We start from the raw sequence: 19,086 nt of genomic DNA, 5'->3' as shown, positions 1-19,086 counted from the left end.
CGCGCCCGGGCGGGCGCGACCCTGGAGAGCGTGTATAAAACCTACCTCGTGGCCTGACCCGCAAAGCCATCGGTTGGATGATATTGTCGATGATTTCCAATATTTAAATCCATGACCAGCATTTGTTTTCAAACCTGCAACAGTAGAGACGTTTATTAATCTGTTCTAATTCTTCTGTATTTTTTTTATTCAATTCTTTTTTTGCTGTCTCTGCCAAAAAAACTTCAAACATACAATCACCTCTTATTGCAAAATTATTAAACAGGACAAATAAAAATTTTTATAAATCATGTCCTTTTTCCTACTTATATCGTAATAAATTCCTGTTTTTTTACATTTAAAGAATAAATTTTAGTTAAAAAGTATCGTATTAAATGAAAAAGTTATTTTAAAAAAGAATAACTTTTTCATTTAAATTTAAAATCGTTAGATTCAGCCTCTAAATAATCTCTGCTTACTCAAAAATTAAATTCAAATACAAAAAACCCCGACTAACATTGAAGTCGAGGTTTCCTTACATATTTCTAATATATTCCTATTCCACTAAATCAAGCCGCTTTTTCTTCTTCGTTTTTCTTTCCCTTGTTGCGGTTCCAGCTGAGCAGGAAGATGCCTGCGAGTACCGCGAGGATAATCAGCGAGTACAACCACTGGGACTGGACGAGCATGATCAGGTTGCCAAGTGCAAGGCCGATGACGCCGAAGTCAGCATCGCCAAACGTAGTGTTCTGGAAGCCGAGATCGCCGAGCAGCGGCAGGAGCAGTGCCGGCAGGAAGCTGATCATTACACCGTTCGCTACAGCGCCGACAATGGCACCCACTCTTCCGCCGGTGGCGTTGCCGAAGACGCCGGCCGCCGCTCCGGTAAAGAAGTGAGGCACAAGCCCCGGCACGATGACGGCCAGGCCCAGCAGCGGCAGGATGAACATGCTGCCAAGGCCCGCGATAAAGCTGAACAAAAAGCCGATAATCACCGCATTATTTGCGAATGGAAATACAGCCGGTGCATCGAGCGCCGGTTTCGCGTTCGGCACAATTTTATCCGCAATACCCTTAAACGCCGGTACGATTTCACCGAGCAGCATCCGCACCCCGGCGAGAATGATGTAAACGCCGGCTGCAAAGGTAAGGCCCTGCATGAGCGCGAAGATCAGGAAGTTCTGGCCTTCGCTCACCTCTGACTCAATAAACGCCGGCCCTGTGAACAGCGCAACCACTACAAACAGGATAACCATCGTCAGCGACACGGATACGGTAGTGTCACGCAGGAACCCGAGCGACTTTGGCACCTTGATGTCTTCGGTGCTTTTGCTTTTGTCGCCGATCCGCTTTGCAAGAAAGCCGGAAACAAAATAACCAAAGGAGCCGAAGTGGCCGACCGCAATGTCGTCGGACTGCGTAATTTCACGCGTGTACGGCTGCAACATGGCCGGAAGCAGTACCATGAGCGACCCTAGGATGATGGAGCCAAGCGCTACCATCGGCACGCCCGTCATGCCGCCGGTCGTCAAAATAACCGCGATCATGCACGCCATAAACATAATATGATGCCCGGTCAGGAAAATGTAGCGAAACGGCGTAATTCTTGCCAAAATAATGTTGACGATCATACCAAACAGCATAATCATGGCCGTTTCCGCCCCAAACGCGTCCTGGGCAACCGCGACGATTGCCTCGTTGTTCGGAATGACCCCGTCGACGTTAAACGCCTGGTTGAACATGGCGCTGAACTGGTCGAGCGACCCGGTAATCACTGCTGCCCCTGCTCCTAAAATCACAAAGCCGAGTATTGTTTTGAGCGTCCCGGACACGACGTCCGACGCTGCCTTCCGTTGAATCAACAGGCCGATAAAGGCAAACAGTCCGACCAGAATTTCCGGTGTACCCAACAAGTCATTCATCAATAAGTCTACCATCACTCAACCTCCCCTCTAACTTGCCTGATGCTTTACAGATTTTTTTCCAGGGCGTCCCGCAGCTCTTGCTTGTCGAGCAGGTTATTCAGAAGCGCAATGTTGCGCGTGCCGTCGTCGAGGTTGCCGAGAATGTCGGCGGAGCCAATGTACAGATCGGCGCTTTCCGTTTTGGCGGTCGTCAGATCCGTATGGGAGACGTCCGCCTCCTCGTTCATTTCCTTTAAAATGCTGTTTACGTTCATTTCCACCATCATCGAGCTTCCTAGTCCGTTACCGCATACGACTAAAATCTTTTTCATTTTTCTCACTCCTCGTTGTTATTGGGTTGAATACGTTTTGACCAGCTGCATGATCTCTTCCTTGGATGATGCGTTTAACAGCTTTTCCTTTGCCTCCGGCTCCGACAGCAGCTCGGTCAGCTGCGACAGCGCCTTTAAATGCGTTTCGTTGTCAATCGCTGCGAGCACAATCACGACCGACGCCTGGTGCTTAGCCTCCTCCGAAAACTGGACCGGCTGCTGGAGGTGCAGCAGGCTCATGCCGAGCCTGTTGACGCCTGATTCGGGGCGCGCATGCGGAATCGCAATGTCCGGCGCAATGACCACATACGGGCCGAGCTCTTCAATGTTTTGGATCATCGCCTCGATGTAGGAGGCGTTCACGCTCTCGTTATCGGTAAGCGGAGTGGAAGCCTTGCGGATCGAGTCCTGCCAATCCGCCGCGAATTCTTCCATTAGGATCGTGTCTTCGTTGAGCAGTTCTTCTAGCATGGGTTTGGTTGTCTCCTTTACCTTTGAAATATCGCCCCTTAAGAAATGCCGGAGCTTGTCGGCCAGCTGCTCGCGCTCATGGATGGTCGCGTGCTGGCTGATCGCATCCAGCAGCGCCTCTTCTTCAAAAGCACCGGGGCTGCTTTCGGCGAACACCTCTTTTAATCTGGCGTGCACGGCGTCCCGCTCCTCATTGGTTAAAAACGGCGGGAGCAGAATCACCGGTGTATCGGTTTCCGGTACGGGAATCGTGGTAAAGATAATGTCCACGTGCCGGTCCATTGCCTCATATTCCTGCCGGGACAGTATGTCTTCGACCATCAGTTCCGGCAGCAGTGCTTCGAGCTGCGACCGCAGCAACGCGGATGCCGCGATCCCGTTTTCGCAGATGACAACGGCGGTATACTTTTTATTCGTCTGGACGCCGTCCCGGTGCAGCCAGCCCCCGAAGTGCATCGCGATGTAGGCGGCTTCCTCTTCGGGTACGGGCTTGCCCAGGTAGGACTCCAGGTGGGTAATCGACCGCCGGGTCAGATGCAGAATCTCGGGGTAGTCCCTCTGAACCTCCGCTACGTAGTCGTTTGCGATCGGCATGTCGTACTTCATCCGGTAGTAGGCGGGCTTTAAGTGCGCGAGCAGGTTGTCCTCCAGCTGCCTTCGTTCGTCAAACACGAGGCAGCCGACCACCTGAAAGTCGTTGACAATTTTCGTGATAATCATGCGCAGCTGGTGTTCTTCCTTCGTTTTGGACTGCTTCGCTGCCTCCCGCTGAACCCGCGAGCCGAGCAAATGCATCGCGAAGTAATAAACGTCTTCTTCCGCTAGGGCGACTAGCCCGCTTTCCTGCAGGCTGCGCTGGATTTCCCGGGCGGCCTGGTACGCCTTCGTCTGCCGGATGATTTCCTTTTCCTCATCGTCGATATCGACGGCTGGGGCGCTTCCGGACTGCTGCGCGGCCAGGAGCAGCTGCAGCACCAGAGAGCGGACGCTGTCGTTACTGTACTGCACTTCAAGCATCGTCTCGACGCGCCGGATTTCGCGTTCGATCAGGGCATACAGCTGATCCTCCTGGGGAAGCGCCGCAGGTGAGAGCATCTGCTGCGCTTTTTCCTCCATCCGCTCGGAGAAACGCTCGGAGAAAATGTCTTTAATGATCGTGTTTAACAGCTGCTGCTTGTCCTCCCGGCTCCCATCAAGATAGTAGCCAGCGTGTTTTTCGTTTTTGATGCGGATGCGTTTTGGCTCCAGCCACTCTGCGGCTTTTTTCATATCCCGAAACAGCGAGCCGCGGCTCACGTTAATCCAGTCGAGCAGCGTGTTCGTCCGCACGTTTGCTTTCGCGACCAGGAGATGCAGCACGATCAGGTAGATGCGCTCCCACTGGTCAAACCGGTAGTCCCAGTCATTGTCGATGTGGGTAACATCCTGCAGCTTCCGCTTTGTCTCCGCATCCAGGTAGATGCCCTTGCCGTAGATCCGCTGGGTGCGCCTCAGCCTGTTTTCCTCGAGCCAGTCGTCAATCTGCTGAAGGTCGTAATAGATGGTGCGCTGTGAGATGCCGAACTGCTTTGTTAACCAGTCCACTTCCACAACCGTGTCCGCCTGCAGCACATAATTTAAGATCGCCGTCCGGCGCTGATCCAGGACGATGATGATTCACCTCCCGCCTCTTTGTTTCAAATTGCAAAATGTATTTGCTCATTACTAGTGAATACCGTTACTATAATATAACCGCTGCAACTATGTAAGGGCTTTCCATGTTTCAAATTTGTAGAATAGAAATTTGCAAAATGATACTTATTTAAAACTTTGATTTCTAATTTTGCATTAAAAAAGCTTCTAGCACAATTAGCAATTGTCCAAGAAGCTTATAATGAAATCTATATTATTTTGCTATAGCATCTATCTATTAGCTCATGCTATTTGTTTTTTCTTTTGCATTCCAATATTTCTTATAATTTTTGGTTGCTCTATTTATGATTTTATTTTTCCAAGGAAAGGTAAAGGTGTATAATGCAAAAGTTAAAGAAATTAAACTAATTCCATTAAAAATAGTCAAATAATCTTGCCTTTTAGCCCATTCATTAATAATATCCAATGAAGTATTACTAGTTAAGTTGTCAAATTTGAAAACCAAACATAAAAAATAAATTGAAATGAGAATATACATGAAAAACTCTAAAACTATTACGTTTAAATATTTCATCTGATTTCCTAATTCTATAAATCTTGATAGCTCTTTTATATCTGGTTTATATATTATTTTTTTATCTTTCTCTTCTGGGAAGATTGTTTTTAGCATTAAATAATAAACTAAATCAACAATATAATATAAAAATATAACGAGAATAGATAGATATAAGTATGAAAATATTAGTAATGTTATAATCATCCAAGTTTTTGAATTTAAATAAGATAAAGCTATTATTAATATCAAATCAACAATACTTATTATAGCTATTCGATTTAGAGTCTTAAACAAAAATGGCTTTTTATTTAATTTACTATATCTTTTCCATAAGGCTCTATTAATTACTAACCATATAATAGTGAAAATAAACAATAATAATTTATTATCTAAAACAAACAGTAGTATTGGTAAGTATAAAAGAATGGTAACCAATAATATTAAATCTACCTTTTCAATTTTTCCTAATTCAGTTATATACTTTAGTTTATTTTTTCTTTTCAATAAATTCTCCTCACTTTCACTCTAAAATTATCAACAAATTAATGATAAGCACTTTTAAAAGCTTAAATTGACAATCTAAGAATAAAATTTTAAAAATGCGGTTAAAGATTTTTCTTTCAATATTTTTCGGAATAAACTTAAATTAAAAAACCACCCGTCCCTGCTTCCGCAGGAACGGGCGGTCTCGGGAACTCCTTTTAAAGGAGTTCTTTTTTATTCTTCGCTCTCGCTTTCGGTCTGCAGGGAGACGGTCCGCTGCGGGACGAAGGTGCTGATGGCGTGCTTGTAGACGAGCTGCTGCTTGCCGTCGCTGTCGAGGACGACGGTGAAGTTGTCAAAGGCTTTGATCAGGCCGCGCAGCTGAAAGCCGTTCGTCAGAAAGACGGTCACCTGAATTTTTTCCTTGCGTACCACATTCAAAAACTGATCCTGGATATTGACTGATTGTTTCATGATTGAATCTCCTTCCACTGCAGGGCTTAGTAAGTGATTTATGTATTAACGATGCTCGCGCTCGAACTGCCGCAGAATCGAAGCAAACGCTTCGTCGGCAAACGGCCGGGAGCGATCGGTAATATCATACCAGTGTGCGTCCTCTTTGTTGCGGAACCAGGTGAGCTGCCGCTTGGCGTATCTCCTGGAGTTGCGCTTCATCCGCTCGGCGACCCAGTCGGTGCCTTGGTCCCCGCGGAAATACGGGAACCATTCCTTGTAGCCGATCGCCTGGGCGGCCTGTACTTCCTCGCCGAAGCGTTCATACAGCCAGCGCGCCTCGTGCTCGAGGCCCCCTTCCATCATGCGGTCGACCCGGCGCTCGATCCGCTCATACAAATACGGACGGTTCATTGTTAATCCTATCATGAATGAGGCGTAGGGCGAATGCTTTTTTTGCATTTTTTTGGATAAAGTTGGACCTTCCTCCGACGTTTCAAGAATTTCGAGCGCCCGCACGACCCTGCGCACGTTATTCGGGTGAACCGCGGCCGCGCGCTCCGGGTCCTTTCGCTCCAGGTTCGCGTGCAGCGCCTCGCTTCCGTAATGGCGCGCGTACAGCTCCCACTTCTCGCGCACGCTCTCCTGCTTCTTTGCGTCATAAAACGAATAGTCGTGCAGGAGCGCCCGGATGTACATGCCGGTGCCGCCGACGATAATCGGGAGCTTGCCCTCCCCGTGCAGCCGCTCGATGATCGGCTCGGCCTTTTCCTTAAAGTCCGCAGCCGAATACGGCGTGTCCGGCGACAGCATGTCCACGAGATGGTGCGGGGCCTCGCGGCGTTCCTCGAGCGTCGGCTTGGCCGTGCCGATGGTGAGACCTTCGTACACCTGCATTGAGTCGCCGCTGATGATTTCGCCGTTGTATTTATGGGCGAGCTCGATGCCGAGCCGCGTTTTGCCAACCGCCGTCGGACCGACGACGGCGAGTACCGGTTGCTTCACGTGTATGCCTCCTTCCATCCGTACCGGACCGCGGCGCTCCGCCTCCCGGCCGGGGTTAACTGATACTGCTTAAAATGCGGGCTGTCCGCATAATCTTTCACCACAATCCGGCGCCATGCCACCCGCAGCGCTTCTTCGATCCACGCTGTCGAAAGCGGGTCGGTCGCCGCCACCGGGCGCAGCCGGTCAATCGCCGGGCTTGTGTCTATCGCTTCGGCAAACATCGGATCCAGGTATACAACATCTATGCAGCTGTCAGGAAGCAGCCGCAGCAGGCGGAGGCTGTCGCCCCGGACAACCGTGATCCGCTGCATTGCGTCCGTAAACCAGCTGGGATAGTCCCCCGGAAGCCGGAGCCCTTTGCGGACGAGCGACGCCACGACCGGCTGTTTTTCAATGCCGAGCACTGTGCCGGTCTTCCCCGCGCCGAGGGCAAGCATGATGCTGTCGGCGCCGAAGCCGAGCGTCGCGTCAAACACCGTATCACCCTCCCGGACGCCGGCCGCCTCCAGCAGCGGATCGCTCCCACCGCGGTGCACCTGCAGGCCACGCAGCCACGCCATCGACGGATGAAACGCAAGCGGCTCGGCGGCTTTCGTCGCCGGGTAGTACGTGTCCCCACCCGCTGCCACAATGTAGATATCCTCCCCGGTTTCCCGCTGCCAGCGCTGGATCGAACGCTTGTCACGCGGCACGTACGGCACGTTCCACGCCCGCGCCTGTGCCTCGGCTTCCGCGCGGACGAATGAGTCCGGCTTTTTGACGGTGGTAATAATCACGGCGCTCTCCCCTTCTATGCAGCTACATGATGCGCTTGAACATTTTTTCCATGTCGTAGTCGGAAAAGTGAATGATGATCGGGCGGCCGTGCGGGCACGTGTACGGGCTCTCGCACGTGCGCAGCCGGTCGACGAGCGCTTGTATTTCTTCCTTCGCCAGGTAGCGGTTCGCCTTGATTGCCGCCTTGCACGACATCAGAATCGCCGCTTCCTCGCGGAGCTCATGTACGCTGATGCGTTTGTTGTTTTTCACTTCTTCGATGCATTCGCGGATGACGCTTTCTTCGTCACCGGCCGGAAACCAGGTCGGATGCGCGTGGACCCGGAACGTCTGGCCGCCGAACGGCTCGAGAAAGATCCCGATGTTTTCAAAATCGCTCTGGCGGTCGCTGATGAGGATTTCCTCCTCCTTGGTCACTTCAAGCAGAATCGGCACGAGCAGCTGCTGCACGTCCTTGTCCACGTTGCCGATTTTCACGCGGAAGAATTCGTAAAAAATACGCTCCTGTGCGGCGTGCTGGTCGATCATGTACAGCGCGTCCTCGTTTTCCGCGAGAATATACGTGCCGTGAAACTGTCCGATCGGGCGCAGCTCCGGCAGCTCCGGGCCGGTGCTTTCCGGTGCCGGGGCTTCGGGCTCCGGCTGCGGCGCTTCCCGTTCCTCGGGCCAGGCATCCGCATGCTCAAACACCGTTTCCGCTTCCGGCTCCTTGGCAGGGGCCTCGTCGCTGAACGACGCCTCGTGGGCAGAGGCGTGTGACGCCGGGGACGGTTCCGGCTCAGCTGGGGCAGGCGGTTCCTCCCGCCGGGGCTCGGCCGCCGGTGTTGGCGTCGGCTCGGCAAAGGTGAGATTCATCTGCTCGGACGCAGGCGCCGATTTGGCCCGCTTCTGGTCGCCGACCGGAATGAGGCGCTCCTGCTGGAGGCGCTCCCGCACCGCCTGTTCGACAAGCTGCAGCAGCTCCTCCTCCTTGCTCACGCGCACGTCAAGCTTGGACGGGTGCACGTTCACGTCAATCAGCCCGACGTTCATTTCTATATGGAGCGCAGCGATCGGGTGCTTGCCGATCGGAAGGAGCGTATGGTAGCCCGCTTCGATGGCTTTGGTGAGCGGGTAGTGCCGGATGTAGCGATGGTTCACAAACGTCGACATGTACTGGCGCGAGGCGCGGTACGTCTCGGGCTTTGCGATCCAGCCGCTCACCCGGTAGTCATCGGTCTCCGCTTCAATATGCAGCATGTCGCGCGCCGTCTGGCGGCCATAGATGGCCGCGAGCACCGGCTGCAGGCTCCCGTTTCCGTTCGTGAGAAGCAGCTGCTTGCCGTGGTGGTACAGCCGGAAGCTGACGTCCGGGTGCGCGAGCGCCTGCCGGTTCATCACGTCCGCGACATTTGCCACCTCGGTGTTCATCGTACGCACGTATTTGAGCCGGGCGGGCGTGTTAAAAAACAGGTCGCGCACCTCTACCTGGGTGCCCTGACGGCTTTTGGACGGCGTGCAGGCGATGCGTTTGCCGCCCTGGTAGCGGATCAGCACTCCGGCCTCACGTCCGTCCCCGGTTTCCATCGTAACGTTCGAAACGGCCGCAATGCTCGGGAGCGCTTCGCCCCGGAAGCCGAGCGTCTCAATCTGGAACAGGTCCTTTTCCCGGGACAGCTTGCTCGTGGCGTGGCGCTCGAAGGCAAGCTCCGCGTCCTCCTGGTCCATGCCGCGGCCGTTGTCAGTCACCCGGATGAGCGACAGCCCGCCCTCCTCGACGTCCACCTGGATGGTCGAAGCGCCGGCGTCAATCGCGTTTTCCACGAGTTCCTTCACGACCGAGGCGGGGCGTTCGACGACTTCCCCGGCCGCAATTTTGTTGGCGAGGCCGTCCGGGAGTTTTTTTACATACGTCACCGCTTATTCCTCCTCCTGGTTCGCGTACTGCTGTAGCTCGTACAGCTTTTCAATCGCATCCATTGGGCTCATGCGGAGCACGTCGGTCCGCTTCAGCTCGCTCATGATTTCTTTGGCCCGGGCGCTGCCGTCATCAATCGAAAAGAGCGCGAGCTGTTCGGGCTCTTCTGCCTCCCGGACCGTCGTCTCCGGTGCGGGTTCCTCGGGTGCTGCGTAGGCGGCCGTTTTCTGCTGCTCAAAGCTTTTCAGGATTGTCTCGGATCGCTCGATCACCTGCGGCGGCAGCCCGGCGAGCTTGGCCACGTAAATGCCGTAGCTGCGGTCGGCCCTGCCCGGTTCCACCCTGTGCAGGAAGATGATTTCCCCGTCCTCTTCCACCGCCCGCACGTGCACGTTCCGAAGCGCCGGCAGGTGGTCCTCCATCACGGTCAGCTCGTGGTAGTGCGTGGAAAAAAGCGTTTTGGCCCCGACCTGCTCGTGAATGTATTCCATGATCGCCTGCGCAAGCGCCATGCCGTCGTACGTGGACGTGCCGCGCCCGATTTCGTCGAGCAGGATCAGGCTGTCGGCGCTCGCGTTCAAGAGCGCCTGCTGGGTTTCCTTCATTTCCACCATAAACGTGCTCTGGCCGCTCGTTAAGTCGTCGGCCGCCCCGATACGGGTAAAAATCCGGTCAAACAGCGGCAGCTCCGCCTCCTCGGCGGGCACAAAGCAGCCGATCTGCGCCATGATCGCAATCAGCGCCACCTGGCGCATCACCGTGCTTTTCCCGGCCATGTTCGGCCCCGTAATTAACAGCATGCCGTGCTCGTCCATATGGGTGTCGTTTGACACAAATTCGCCCGCGGTCAGCATTGTTTCCACGACCGGATGGCGTCCGTTGCGCACGGCAAGCGTTTTGTCCGCGCTGAAGGCCGGGCGCACGTAACCGAGCCGTTCACTCACGTGGGCAAAGTTTTGCAGCACATCCATTTCACTCAGCAGGTCCGCAAGCTCCTGGAGCGGACGCACGTAGCCCGCGACGCGTTCACGCAGATCGAGAAACAGCTCGTACTCGAGCTGGACGGCACGGTCCGCCGAGCCGAGAATCAGATCCTCTTTTTCCTTTAGCTCTGGGGTGATGTAGCGCTCGGCGTTCGTGAGCGTCTGCTTGCGCTCGTAGCGGCCGTCCGGAATCAGGTAGGTGTTGGCCCGGGTAATTTCAATATAGTAGCCGAACACCCGGTTGTAGCCGACCTTGAGCGACTTGATGCCGGTCTCGGCCCGTTCCTTCTGTTCGAGCTCCGCGATCCACTGCTTGCCGTTCTGGCCCGCCTCGCGGTACTGGTCGAGCTCCTCGTGAAAGCCGGAGCGGAACATGCCGCCCTCCTGGACGCCAAACGGCGGGTCGTCCACCAGGCTCCGGTCGAGCAGCTCCTCAAGCTCCTGAAAGGCGGACACGTCCACGAGGCGCTCGTTGATGGCCGGGTTGTTCATGCCGCTGAGCAGGTCGGCAATCGCCGGCACCGCCTGCAGCGTCCGCCGCAGCTGCACAAGCTCACGGGCATTAATGTTGCCGTAGACGGCTTTGCCGGCGAGCCGTTCAATGTCGTACACGTCGCGCAGATGCTCGCGCAGGTCCTCGCGGGCAAAGAAGTTTTCCGCAAACGACGCCACCATGCCGTAGCGCTCTTCGATGGCCGGGCGGGAGAGAAGCGGCTCCTCGATCCAGCGCCGCAGCTTCCTGCCGCCCATCGCAGTGACGGTATGGTCGAGCACGCCGAGAAGCGAGCCGTCCTTCGTTTTGCCCATCATCGTCTCCGTCAGCTCCAGGTTACGCCGCGAATGCAGGTCGAGCTGCATCGTCCGGTTCGGCTCGTATACCGTAAACGGCTGCAGGTGGCCGAGCGAGCGCTGCTGGGTGAGCTCCACGTAGCCGAGCAGAAGCGCCGCCCCGTCCCGGAGCGTACGGCTCTCAAGGGCGCTGGTGAGTTCCTCCCATTCCGGCTTCAGCTCCGGCACCGATCCGGTGGAAATCATGCCGCGGTAGATGTCAGCCATCCCGCCCTCCTGCTCCTCCGGAACGATAATTTCCTTCGGGTGCGCGGTCGTCATTTCACGCTGCCATTCGCCGACGTCATCGGACAAAAGCGCCGCAGCCGCTTCCCCCGTCGTCAGGTCCGCCTTCACAAACGCCGTTTCCGTTCCGTTCGGCACCATGGCTACGAGGAAATTGTTTTCCGTCTCATCGAGGGCGCGCCCTTCCATGATCGTCCCCGGGGTAATCATGCGCACCACTTCGCGCTTGACGACCCCCTTGGCCTTGGCCGGATCCTCCACCTGCTCGCAGATCGCAATTTTATACCCTTTTTCGATCAATGTTGCAATATACCCTTCGGCGGAGTGATACGGCACTCCGCACATCGGGATATCGTTTTCGTTTTTCTGCCCGCGTTTTGTGAGCGTAATTTCCAGTTCGCGGGCGGCAAGCTCCGCGTCGTCAAAGAACATTTCATAAAAGTCGCCGAGCCGGTAAAACAAAAAGGCGTCCGGGTAGGCCGCTTTAATATCCTTATACTGTTTCATCATCGGTGTATCTGTCTCTGGCATCCAAAAGCCTCCGTTATATGTGTTTCATTGCGTATCTATTGTACAGCGTTACCCCCGCTTCTCCAATAGAGAGTGCTTCGTTTTTGCAGTCCTTTTTATTATAGCATTATTGAAAAGGAAACTAAATTACAGTATGTGAAATTTATAAAATCCTGAAAGCAGAAAACCGCCTCCCGTTAAACGGAAAGCGGTTCTTTTTATAATGTGCTGTTGTCGTCCTCATTCTCCCAGATTGAGGCGGTGATCTGGTCGCTGATCAGCTGCAGAATGTAGTTGACCTCGGTCTGGCTCTGGCGGAACTGCCCGACGATCGGAATGTTTTCAATCTCTTCGTGCAGGTCGTTGATCTGCGCTTCCACCTGGCGCTTCGCTTCCGTTTTTTCGTAGTGCTGGAAGTTAACCGCCTGCTTCTGCTTGTCCTTGATTTCCTGAATCAGGTTCTGGATCCGCACATTGTTGTTAATCTGGGTTTCGGCGCGGATGAAAAAATCCACTTCCTCGGTTTCCTTCAGCCGTTCGGCAAGGCGCCCGGCCTCCTGCATCACTTCTTCTTTCGTGTAGGCCATTTGCTTACACCTCCGCAAATTCCACAACATGGCCGTCGAGCGACCACGTTTTGGCTTCGTCAATTTGGACGTAGATGACTTCACCGATCACATCTTTTGGTGCCCGGAAGTTCACGAGCTTGTTCGTGCGCGTCCGTCCGGAGAGCACGTCGGCGTTTTTGCGGCTTTCGCCTTCGACGAGCACCTCAAGCACCTGGCCTTCGAGCTCTTTGTTGCGGCGGTTCGAAATGTCGCCCATGAGCGCGTTCAGGCGGGCGAGCCGCTCTTTTTTCACGTCCATCGGCACGTTGTCCTCCATCTTCGCCGCCGGCGTATGCTCGCGCGGGGAGTAAATGTAGGTGAACGCGCTGTCGTAGTCCATCTCGCGCATGAGAGACATTGTGTCTTCAAACTGCTCTTCCGTTTCGTTCGGGAAGCCGACGATGATGTCGGTCGTAAACGACGCGTGCGGAATTGCCGTTTTGATTTTGCGGGCGAGCTCCACGTATTCCTCGCGCGTGTATTTGCGCCCCATCAGCTTGAGCATGTCGCTGTTGCCGGACTGCACCGGCAGATGGATATGCTCGACGAGGTTGCCGCCCTGGGCGAGCACCTCGATCAGGTAGTCGTCAAAGTCGCGCGGGTGGCTTGTCGTAAAACGGATGCGCGGAATGTCGATTTTATGCAGCTCGTTCATCAGCTCGCCGAGCCCGTAGTCGAGCCCGAGATCCTTGCCGTAGGCGTTCACGTTCTGCCCGAGCAGCGTAATTTCCTTATAGCCCTGGCGCGCGATGTCGCGCACCTCGGCGATAATGTCCTCCGGCAGCCGGCTGCGCTCCTTGCCGCGCGTATACGGCACGATGCAGTACGTACAGAACTTGTCGCAGCCGTACATAATATTGACCCACGCCTGCGTGCCGCCGGCGCGTTTTTTCGGCATGTTTTCGATCACATCGCCTTCCTTCGACCAGACCTCGATCACCATTTCCTTGCCCTGGATGGCGTCGCGGAGCAGCTCCGGCAGGCGGTGGATGTTGTGCGTGCCGAAAATCATGTCGATGTGCTGGTGCTTCTGCATGATGCGGTTCACGACGTTTTCCTCCTGCGACATACAGCCGCATACGCCGAGCATCAGCTCCGGCTTTTCGCGCTTGAGCGCCTTCAGGTGGCCGATCTCGCCGAACACTTTGTTTTCCGCGTTTTCACGGATCGCGCACGTGTTCAAAAAGATGAGGTCGGCCTCTTCGGTGTCCTTCGTTTCGGCAAAGCCCATCTCTTCAAGGATGCCGGCCATGTTTTCGGTGTCGTGATAGTTCATCTGGCAGCCGTACGTGCGGATCAGGTACTTTTTGCCGTAGCCGATGCCGCGCATGTCCTCGGGTATGTCAAAGTCATAGTGCACCGACGCGTCCTGCTTCGTCCGCTTGCGTCCTGCTTTATGGTCGGGCTGGTCGTTGATGACGATCGACCGGCCTCCGATTTTCATGTATTGCTTGCCGTCCTCGTTGCTTTCCACTTCGGCTTTGGAAAAATCAAAGTATTTTTCGTATGCCGGATCGACCGCCGGAGTCGTTTGTTCAGACGTATCCGTTTGCTTTTTATCAGTCACGGTGGTCTCTCCCTTCTCTATAGGTACGGGCGGACGTGCCGCCCGCAATTTTTTTATCGTCGCTTCATATTATAAGCCGAAAACCGGCAAAACTCAATCACCGTTCGACCCGGAGCGGACGGTAGCGGTTGATGGCCGCCGCGATTTCAAACCGGCGCGGGCGCGCAAAATCGCCCGGGTGCTGGTTTTTAAACGGCGACAGGCCGTCAAGCGACTGCTCGTCGATCGTCTGCTCGATGTAGTCGAGCACCTCCGGAAGCGGCGCCGGCTTTTGGAACTGCCTGCTCGCGTGCCGGATGGCCTCGGCAATCGCATTCGTCTGGCTGCCGGTGATCAGCTGCTCGACCGCGCTCAGGTCGATGGTTTCCGTTCCGTACATGACCGTCTGGCGGCCCTTGCCGCTCACCTTTTCCTTTTTGCCTTTACGGGCGTCAAAGCGGTGGACCGCAATGCGCCGGCCCGTTAAGGCCCCAAAAGCTTCCCCGGCTTCCTTCGCCCGGTTGGTCGGGTGCTCGCCGGCAATCCGGCGCGCTTCTTCGGTCACGTCGTACGGCACGTACTCTTCAAGCATGATAACATAATCCGCCACGTCAAAATAATCTCCTGCTCCGCCGACGACAAGAATGGTGGAAATGCCTTCGTCGTCATAGAGGGCGCGCACTTTATCAATAAACGGCGTGATCGGCTCCTTGCGCTTGGCGACAAGCGCCTGCATGCGGGCGTCGCGGATCATAAAGTTAGTCGCGCTCGTGTCTTCATCGATCAACAGCGTTCCGGCGCCCGCCTCGAGGCCCTCCATAATGTTCGCCGCCTGCGACGTGCTGCCGCTCGCGTTTTCGGTCGTAAAAAAGGAGGTGTCCTTGTCGGCCGGCAGGTTCGCGATGAACGGGCTGATGTTGACCCCGGTGACCGAGCGGCCGTCTTCGGCACGCACCTTCACCGCGCCCGGGTCGGCAATCACAAATTCACGGCCGTCGCCGGCGCGGTGGTTGTACACGCCGCGCTCAATGGCTTCGAGGAGCGTGCTTTTGCCGTGGTAGCCGCCGCCGACAATAATCGTCACGCCCTTTGGCACCGCCATGCCGGTAACCGGCTTTCCGTGCGGAAGCTCAATCGTCACCTCGCGCTCCTTCGGCGATTGAAATGAGATTACATCTTTGCCGCTCATCGGGCGGTTGCTGACGCCGCTTGCACGCGGCAGCACCGAGCCGTTGGCCACAAACGCGATGCAGCCGTTGTCCTGCAGGTAGCGGCGCACCGCCTGTTGCTGGTCGGCGAGCTCGAGCTGGGCTGTCAGCTTTTGTTTGGAATGCTGCTGGACAGCGCGCTGAATCGCCTCCGGCAGCTGTTTGGTGAGCCGGTCGACCGCCTCTTGGCCCTGGATTGTGCGCCCCCGGGCCGGCAGGTGGATCGACAGCCGGATTTCAAGATGATCCTTCGACAGCTTCACGGCTGTCCGGTCGATCATTTCTTGGCCGGGGCCGTCGATAATAATGCCCGGCTTGCCCTTCTGCTTGTGGAGCTCCTCCTGCATGGCAAGGGCGAAAAAGTCGATGGCCGCCACCCGGCGCGCGTCGCTTTCTTCAACCTCCGGGCCGAGCTCGAGCGCTTTTCTCGAAAGCGTCACCCGGGCACGGGAGGGGCTGGCAAACGGGTCCGCCTGCACGTGGTCCATGTGCAGCCGGAAGTCCGAAAACTCATGCGTGCCTTTAATATCGTTGTAGGCTTTGTAGCCCTTGCGGTCGATGCGTTTCAGCGTTTGAATCAGTTGTTTCATTGGTATGCTCCTCTCATCGTATGCCGGCATACAAAAAGACGCCGCGGGGACGTCTCGTTGTACCACCGGCTGGTGATATGTATGGAATTGCCGGCAGCGCCCGGGCGCTGCCGGAGGCGGCGGGGGACGTTTACCTCGGCTCAATAATCAATTTTATCGCCGTACGTTCCTCGCCGTCAATTTCAATATCGGTAAAAGCGGGAATGCAGACCAGGTCAATGCCGCTCGGCGCCACAAACCCTCTGGCGATGGCTATCGCCTTGATGGACTGATTAATGGCGCCGGCTCCGATCGCCTGAATTTCCGCGGCCCCCTTTTCACGAATAACTCCGGCCAAGGCACCTGCGACAGAATTTGGAGTGGATTTAGCGGATACTTTTAATACTTCCATTTCTAGTACCTCCCTGCGTAGGATCAATGATAACGCCATTGTATTAGTCATAATTCATGAAAGAAGGGGCAGATTCCTGCTTTTTTCTAAATATTCTTTTTTTACTCGAAAAAAGGGTGGGCTTCGTCGATACGGATGCGTTCGATTGTGGTCGCTTTTCCGGTTTTCGGATCCGCTTTCACAAAGACTCCATTTAACTGTTCCCGCCCTTCGGCCACTTCAAACTTGGTAGGAAGATTTGTCTGAAACTTTCGTATGATGGCCTCGCGCTCCATGCCGAGAATGCCGTCGCTCGGCCCGGTCATTCCTGCGTCACACAGAAAGGCGGTCCCGCCGTCGAGAATCCGGTCGTCGGCCGTCTGTACGTGGGTGTGGGTCCCGACCACCGCGCTCACCCGTCCGCTTAAAAACCAGCCCATCGCCTGCTTTTCGCTCGTTGTTTCCGCGTGAAAGTCTACAAAGATGAAGCTCGTGCGCGCTGAGGCCTCTGTGACAAGCTCATCCGCCTTCTGGAACGGGTCGTCGTTCGGATTACCCATAAATGTGCGGCCGATCAGGTTGATCACCGCCACTTCCTGGTCATTGATGCGCAGGTACTTGATTCCCTCACCAGGCACGCCTGCCGGGTAGTTGGCCGGCCGGATCATCATCTTGGCGTCATCAATAAATTCGAAAATGTTTTTGTTGTCCCACGTATGGTTCCCCATCGTAATGACCTGCGCCCCAGCTTCGAGCAGCTGCTTGTAGATCTTTTCGGTAATGCCTTTGCCGTGCGCCGCGTTTTCGCCGTTCATGATCGTGACGGTTGGCTGGTACCTGCGCTTCAGGCGCGGCAGGTACTCCTCCACCATTTTCCGCCCCGGCGAACCGACGATGTCGCCAATAAATAAAAATTTCATGTCTGTGACTTCCTTTCTTCGCGTGTGTACGCATAAAAAAATAAAGCGGTGGCAATCACCGCTTTATTTCGCATAATCTACTGCCCGGGTTTCCCGTATCACCGTTACGCGGATATGGCCCGGGTAATCCAGTTCACTTTCGATCCGTTTTGTGATATCTCTTGCCAGCTGCGGTGCCAGCTGATCGTCCACCACATCCGGCTTCACCATGATCCGTACCTCGCGTCCGGCTTGAATGGCGAAGGTTTTCTCGACCCCTTTGAAGGATTCCGAAATTTCTTCGAGCCGTTCCAGGCGGCGGATGTACGTTTCAAGCGTTTCCCTGCGTGCTCCCGGCCGTGCTGCGGACAGCGCGTCTGCGGCAGCGACGAGCGACGCAATCACCGAGGTAGCCTCGGTATCCCCGTGGTGGGAAGCAATACTGTTGATGACGACCTCGTGCTCTTTGTATTTCTTACCAAGCTCGACGCCGATTTCCACGTGGCTGCCTTCGACTTCATGATCGATGGCCTTCCCGAGGTCATGAAGCAGTCCGGCGCGGCGGGCCAGCTGTTCGTCCTCCCCGAGCTCGGCGGCCATCAGCGCAGTCAAATGCGCGACTTCCATCGAATGCTTCAGCACATTTTGGCCGTAGCTTGTCCGGAAGTGAAGGCGTCCGAGAATCTTCATGAGGTCCGGATGCAGCCCGTGAATCCCCATTTCAAACGTTGCTTCCTCGCCGTATTCACGGATAAATTCATCCACTTCCCGGCGTGCCTTTTCGACCATTTCTTCGATGCGTGCCGGATGAATGCGGCCGTCCTGCACGAGGCGTTCAAGCGCAATGCGCGCCACCTCGCGGCGAATCGGATCGAAACCGGAGAGAATGACAGCTTCCGGGGTATCATCAATGATAAGATCAATACCGGTTAACGTTTCAAGCGCCCGGATGTTGCGTCCTTCCCGGCCGATGATCCGCCCTTTCATTTCATCGTTCGGCAGGTTCACCACAGACACCGTCGTTTCGGCGACATGGTCAGCAGCACAGCGCTGCAGGGCCAGGGATAAAATATTCTTCGCTTTTTTGTTGGCTTCCTGTTTGGCTTCTTCTGTGCGTTCTTTGATCAGAAGCGCCGTTTCGTGTTCCATTTCCTGTTCGGTTTCGCGGCGGATCATCTCTCTCGCATCCTCCCGCGACATGCCGGAAACACGTTCAAGTTCCTCCTGCTGTTTGGCGAGAATCTCCTCCACTTTGCTGTTATTTTCCTCAACCTGTTGTTGTTTTTCGTAGAGAGACTCCTCTCTGCGCTCCAAGGATTCTTCCTTTTTGTCCAACGTCTCACTTTTTCGGTCAAGGGTCTCTTCTTTCTGCATCAAGCGGTTTTCTTGTTTTTGAACTTCATTTCTTCGTTCATTCAGAGTACTCTCTGCTTCTGCCCGAATTTGATGTGCTTCGTCTTTAGCTTCCAACCGCGATTCTTTTAAGATTGTCTCTGCCTGCCGCTCAGCTTCTTTCACAATCTGGCCGGCTTCGTGCTCGGCGCTTTTGAATTTCGCTTCGGCAATCGCTTTTCGGACAAAATATCCAATCAAACCAACTATCAATGCACCGATAACAAGCAAAATGGAGATGATTGCAGTGTTCATACATGTCACCTCCTCTTGCTATCTGATTGTTCACTTTCGGTTGTTGCGAAAGTTGCATTGATGATTCTTTTTCGTGTCCGCATTGTTCTGCTTGCGAATAAATACGCTCATCGAAGTGCGGAACAAAACAAACGTTCCACTTCTTTATTGTATCTTTAC

15 protein-coding genes are annotated in these 19,086 nt (G+C 54.7%); all 15 read right to left on the bottom strand.

Annotated elements, in window-relative coordinates:
- Positions 1-548 precede the first annotated feature (548 nt).
- Positions 549-1,916 (bottom strand): PTS ascorbate transporter subunit IIC, encoded by a 1,368-nt coding sequence (locus CHL76_RS03905; protein WP_094907899.1) that lies wholly within the window; start codon positions 1,914-1,916, stop codon positions 549-551.
- 32 nt (positions 1,917-1,948) lie between these two features.
- On the bottom strand, positions 1,949-2,215 hold the full coding sequence (locus tag CHL76_RS03900; protein ID WP_079476246.1) for a PTS sugar transporter subunit IIB: 267 nt from the start codon (positions 2,213-2,215) through the stop codon (positions 1,949-1,951).
- An 18-nt stretch (positions 2,216-2,233) separates the two neighbouring features.
- Entirely contained in the window at positions 2,234-4,276 is a 2,043-nt protein-coding gene (locus CHL76_RS03895) for a BglG family transcription antiterminator (RefSeq protein WP_094907898.1), read from the bottom strand.
- A 319-nt stretch (positions 4,277-4,595) separates the two neighbouring features.
- Positions 4,596-5,378 (bottom strand): hypothetical protein, encoded by a 783-nt coding sequence (locus CHL76_RS03890; RefSeq protein ID WP_094907897.1) that lies wholly within the window; start codon positions 5,376-5,378, stop codon positions 4,596-4,598.
- A gap of 213 nt (positions 5,379-5,591) precedes the next feature.
- Positions 5,592-5,831 (bottom strand): RNA chaperone Hfq, encoded by a 240-nt coding sequence (gene hfq, locus CHL76_RS03885; RefSeq protein ID WP_022792841.1) that lies wholly within the window; start codon positions 5,829-5,831, stop codon positions 5,592-5,594.
- Positions 5,832-5,876: 45 nt separating this feature from the next.
- Positions 5,877-6,815 (bottom strand): tRNA (adenosine(37)-N6)-dimethylallyltransferase MiaA, encoded by a 939-nt coding sequence (miaA, locus tag CHL76_RS03880; RefSeq protein WP_094907896.1) that lies wholly within the window; start codon positions 6,813-6,815, stop codon positions 5,877-5,879.
- Positions 6,812-7,519, bottom strand: coding sequence for a class I SAM-dependent methyltransferase (locus tag CHL76_RS03875; protein WP_143747436.1), 708 nt, complete (start codon positions 7,517-7,519; stop codon positions 6,812-6,814). The genes miaA and CHL76_RS03875 overlap by 4 nt, the downstream gene beginning before the upstream one ends.
- 97 nt (positions 7,520-7,616) lie before the next feature.
- Positions 7,617-9,491 (bottom strand): DNA mismatch repair endonuclease MutL, encoded by a 1,875-nt coding sequence (gene mutL / locus CHL76_RS03870; RefSeq protein ID WP_094907894.1) that lies wholly within the window; start codon positions 9,489-9,491, stop codon positions 7,617-7,619.
- 3 nt (positions 9,492-9,494) lie between these two features.
- Positions 9,495-12,080, bottom strand: a complete 2,586-nt coding sequence (gene mutS, locus CHL76_RS03865) for a DNA mismatch repair protein MutS (RefSeq protein ID WP_094907893.1) — start codon at positions 12,078-12,080, stop codon at positions 9,495-9,497.
- A 197-nt stretch (positions 12,081-12,277) separates the two neighbouring features.
- The gene (locus CHL76_RS03860; RefSeq protein ID WP_158219058.1) at positions 12,278-12,646 is read right to left on the bottom strand and encodes a YlbF/YmcA family competence regulator; all 369 of its coding nucleotides are present in this window, start codon (positions 12,644-12,646) and stop codon (positions 12,278-12,280) included.
- Positions 12,647-12,650: 4 nt separating this feature from the next.
- Positions 12,651-14,234, bottom strand: a complete 1,584-nt coding sequence (miaB, locus tag CHL76_RS03855; RefSeq protein ID WP_079476224.1) for a tRNA (N6-isopentenyl adenosine(37)-C2)-methylthiotransferase MiaB — start codon at positions 14,232-14,234, stop codon at positions 12,651-12,653.
- 97 nt (positions 14,235-14,331) lie between these two features.
- Positions 14,332-16,011, bottom strand: a complete 1,680-nt coding sequence (locus CHL76_RS03850; RefSeq protein WP_079476223.1) for an ABC-ATPase domain-containing protein — start codon at positions 16,009-16,011, stop codon at positions 14,332-14,334.
- Between the two features lie 130 nt (positions 16,012-16,141).
- Complete coding sequence (locus CHL76_RS03845) at positions 16,142-16,402, bottom strand: stage V sporulation protein S (RefSeq protein ID WP_022792833.1); 261 nt, start codon at positions 16,400-16,402, stop codon at positions 16,142-16,144.
- Between the two features lie 101 nt (positions 16,403-16,503).
- Positions 16,504-17,301 carry a TIGR00282 family metallophosphoesterase gene (locus CHL76_RS03840; RefSeq protein WP_079476222.1) on the bottom strand — a complete coding sequence of 266 codons (798 nt, stop codon included), beginning with the start codon at positions 17,299-17,301 and terminating at the stop codon, positions 16,504-16,506.
- Between the two features lie 63 nt (positions 17,302-17,364).
- Positions 17,365-18,927, bottom strand: a complete 1,563-nt coding sequence (rny, locus tag CHL76_RS03835) for a ribonuclease Y (protein ID WP_094907892.1) — start codon at positions 18,925-18,927, stop codon at positions 17,365-17,367.
- Between the last annotated feature and the right edge of the window lie 159 nt (positions 18,928-19,086).

The sequence above is a fragment of the Marinococcus halophilus genome, assembly GCF_002265875.1.
Classification (GTDB): domain Bacteria; phylum Bacillota; class Bacilli; order Bacillales; family Marinococcaceae; genus Marinococcus; species Marinococcus halophilus.
This window is presented reverse-complemented; position numbering and strand designations above follow the sequence as displayed.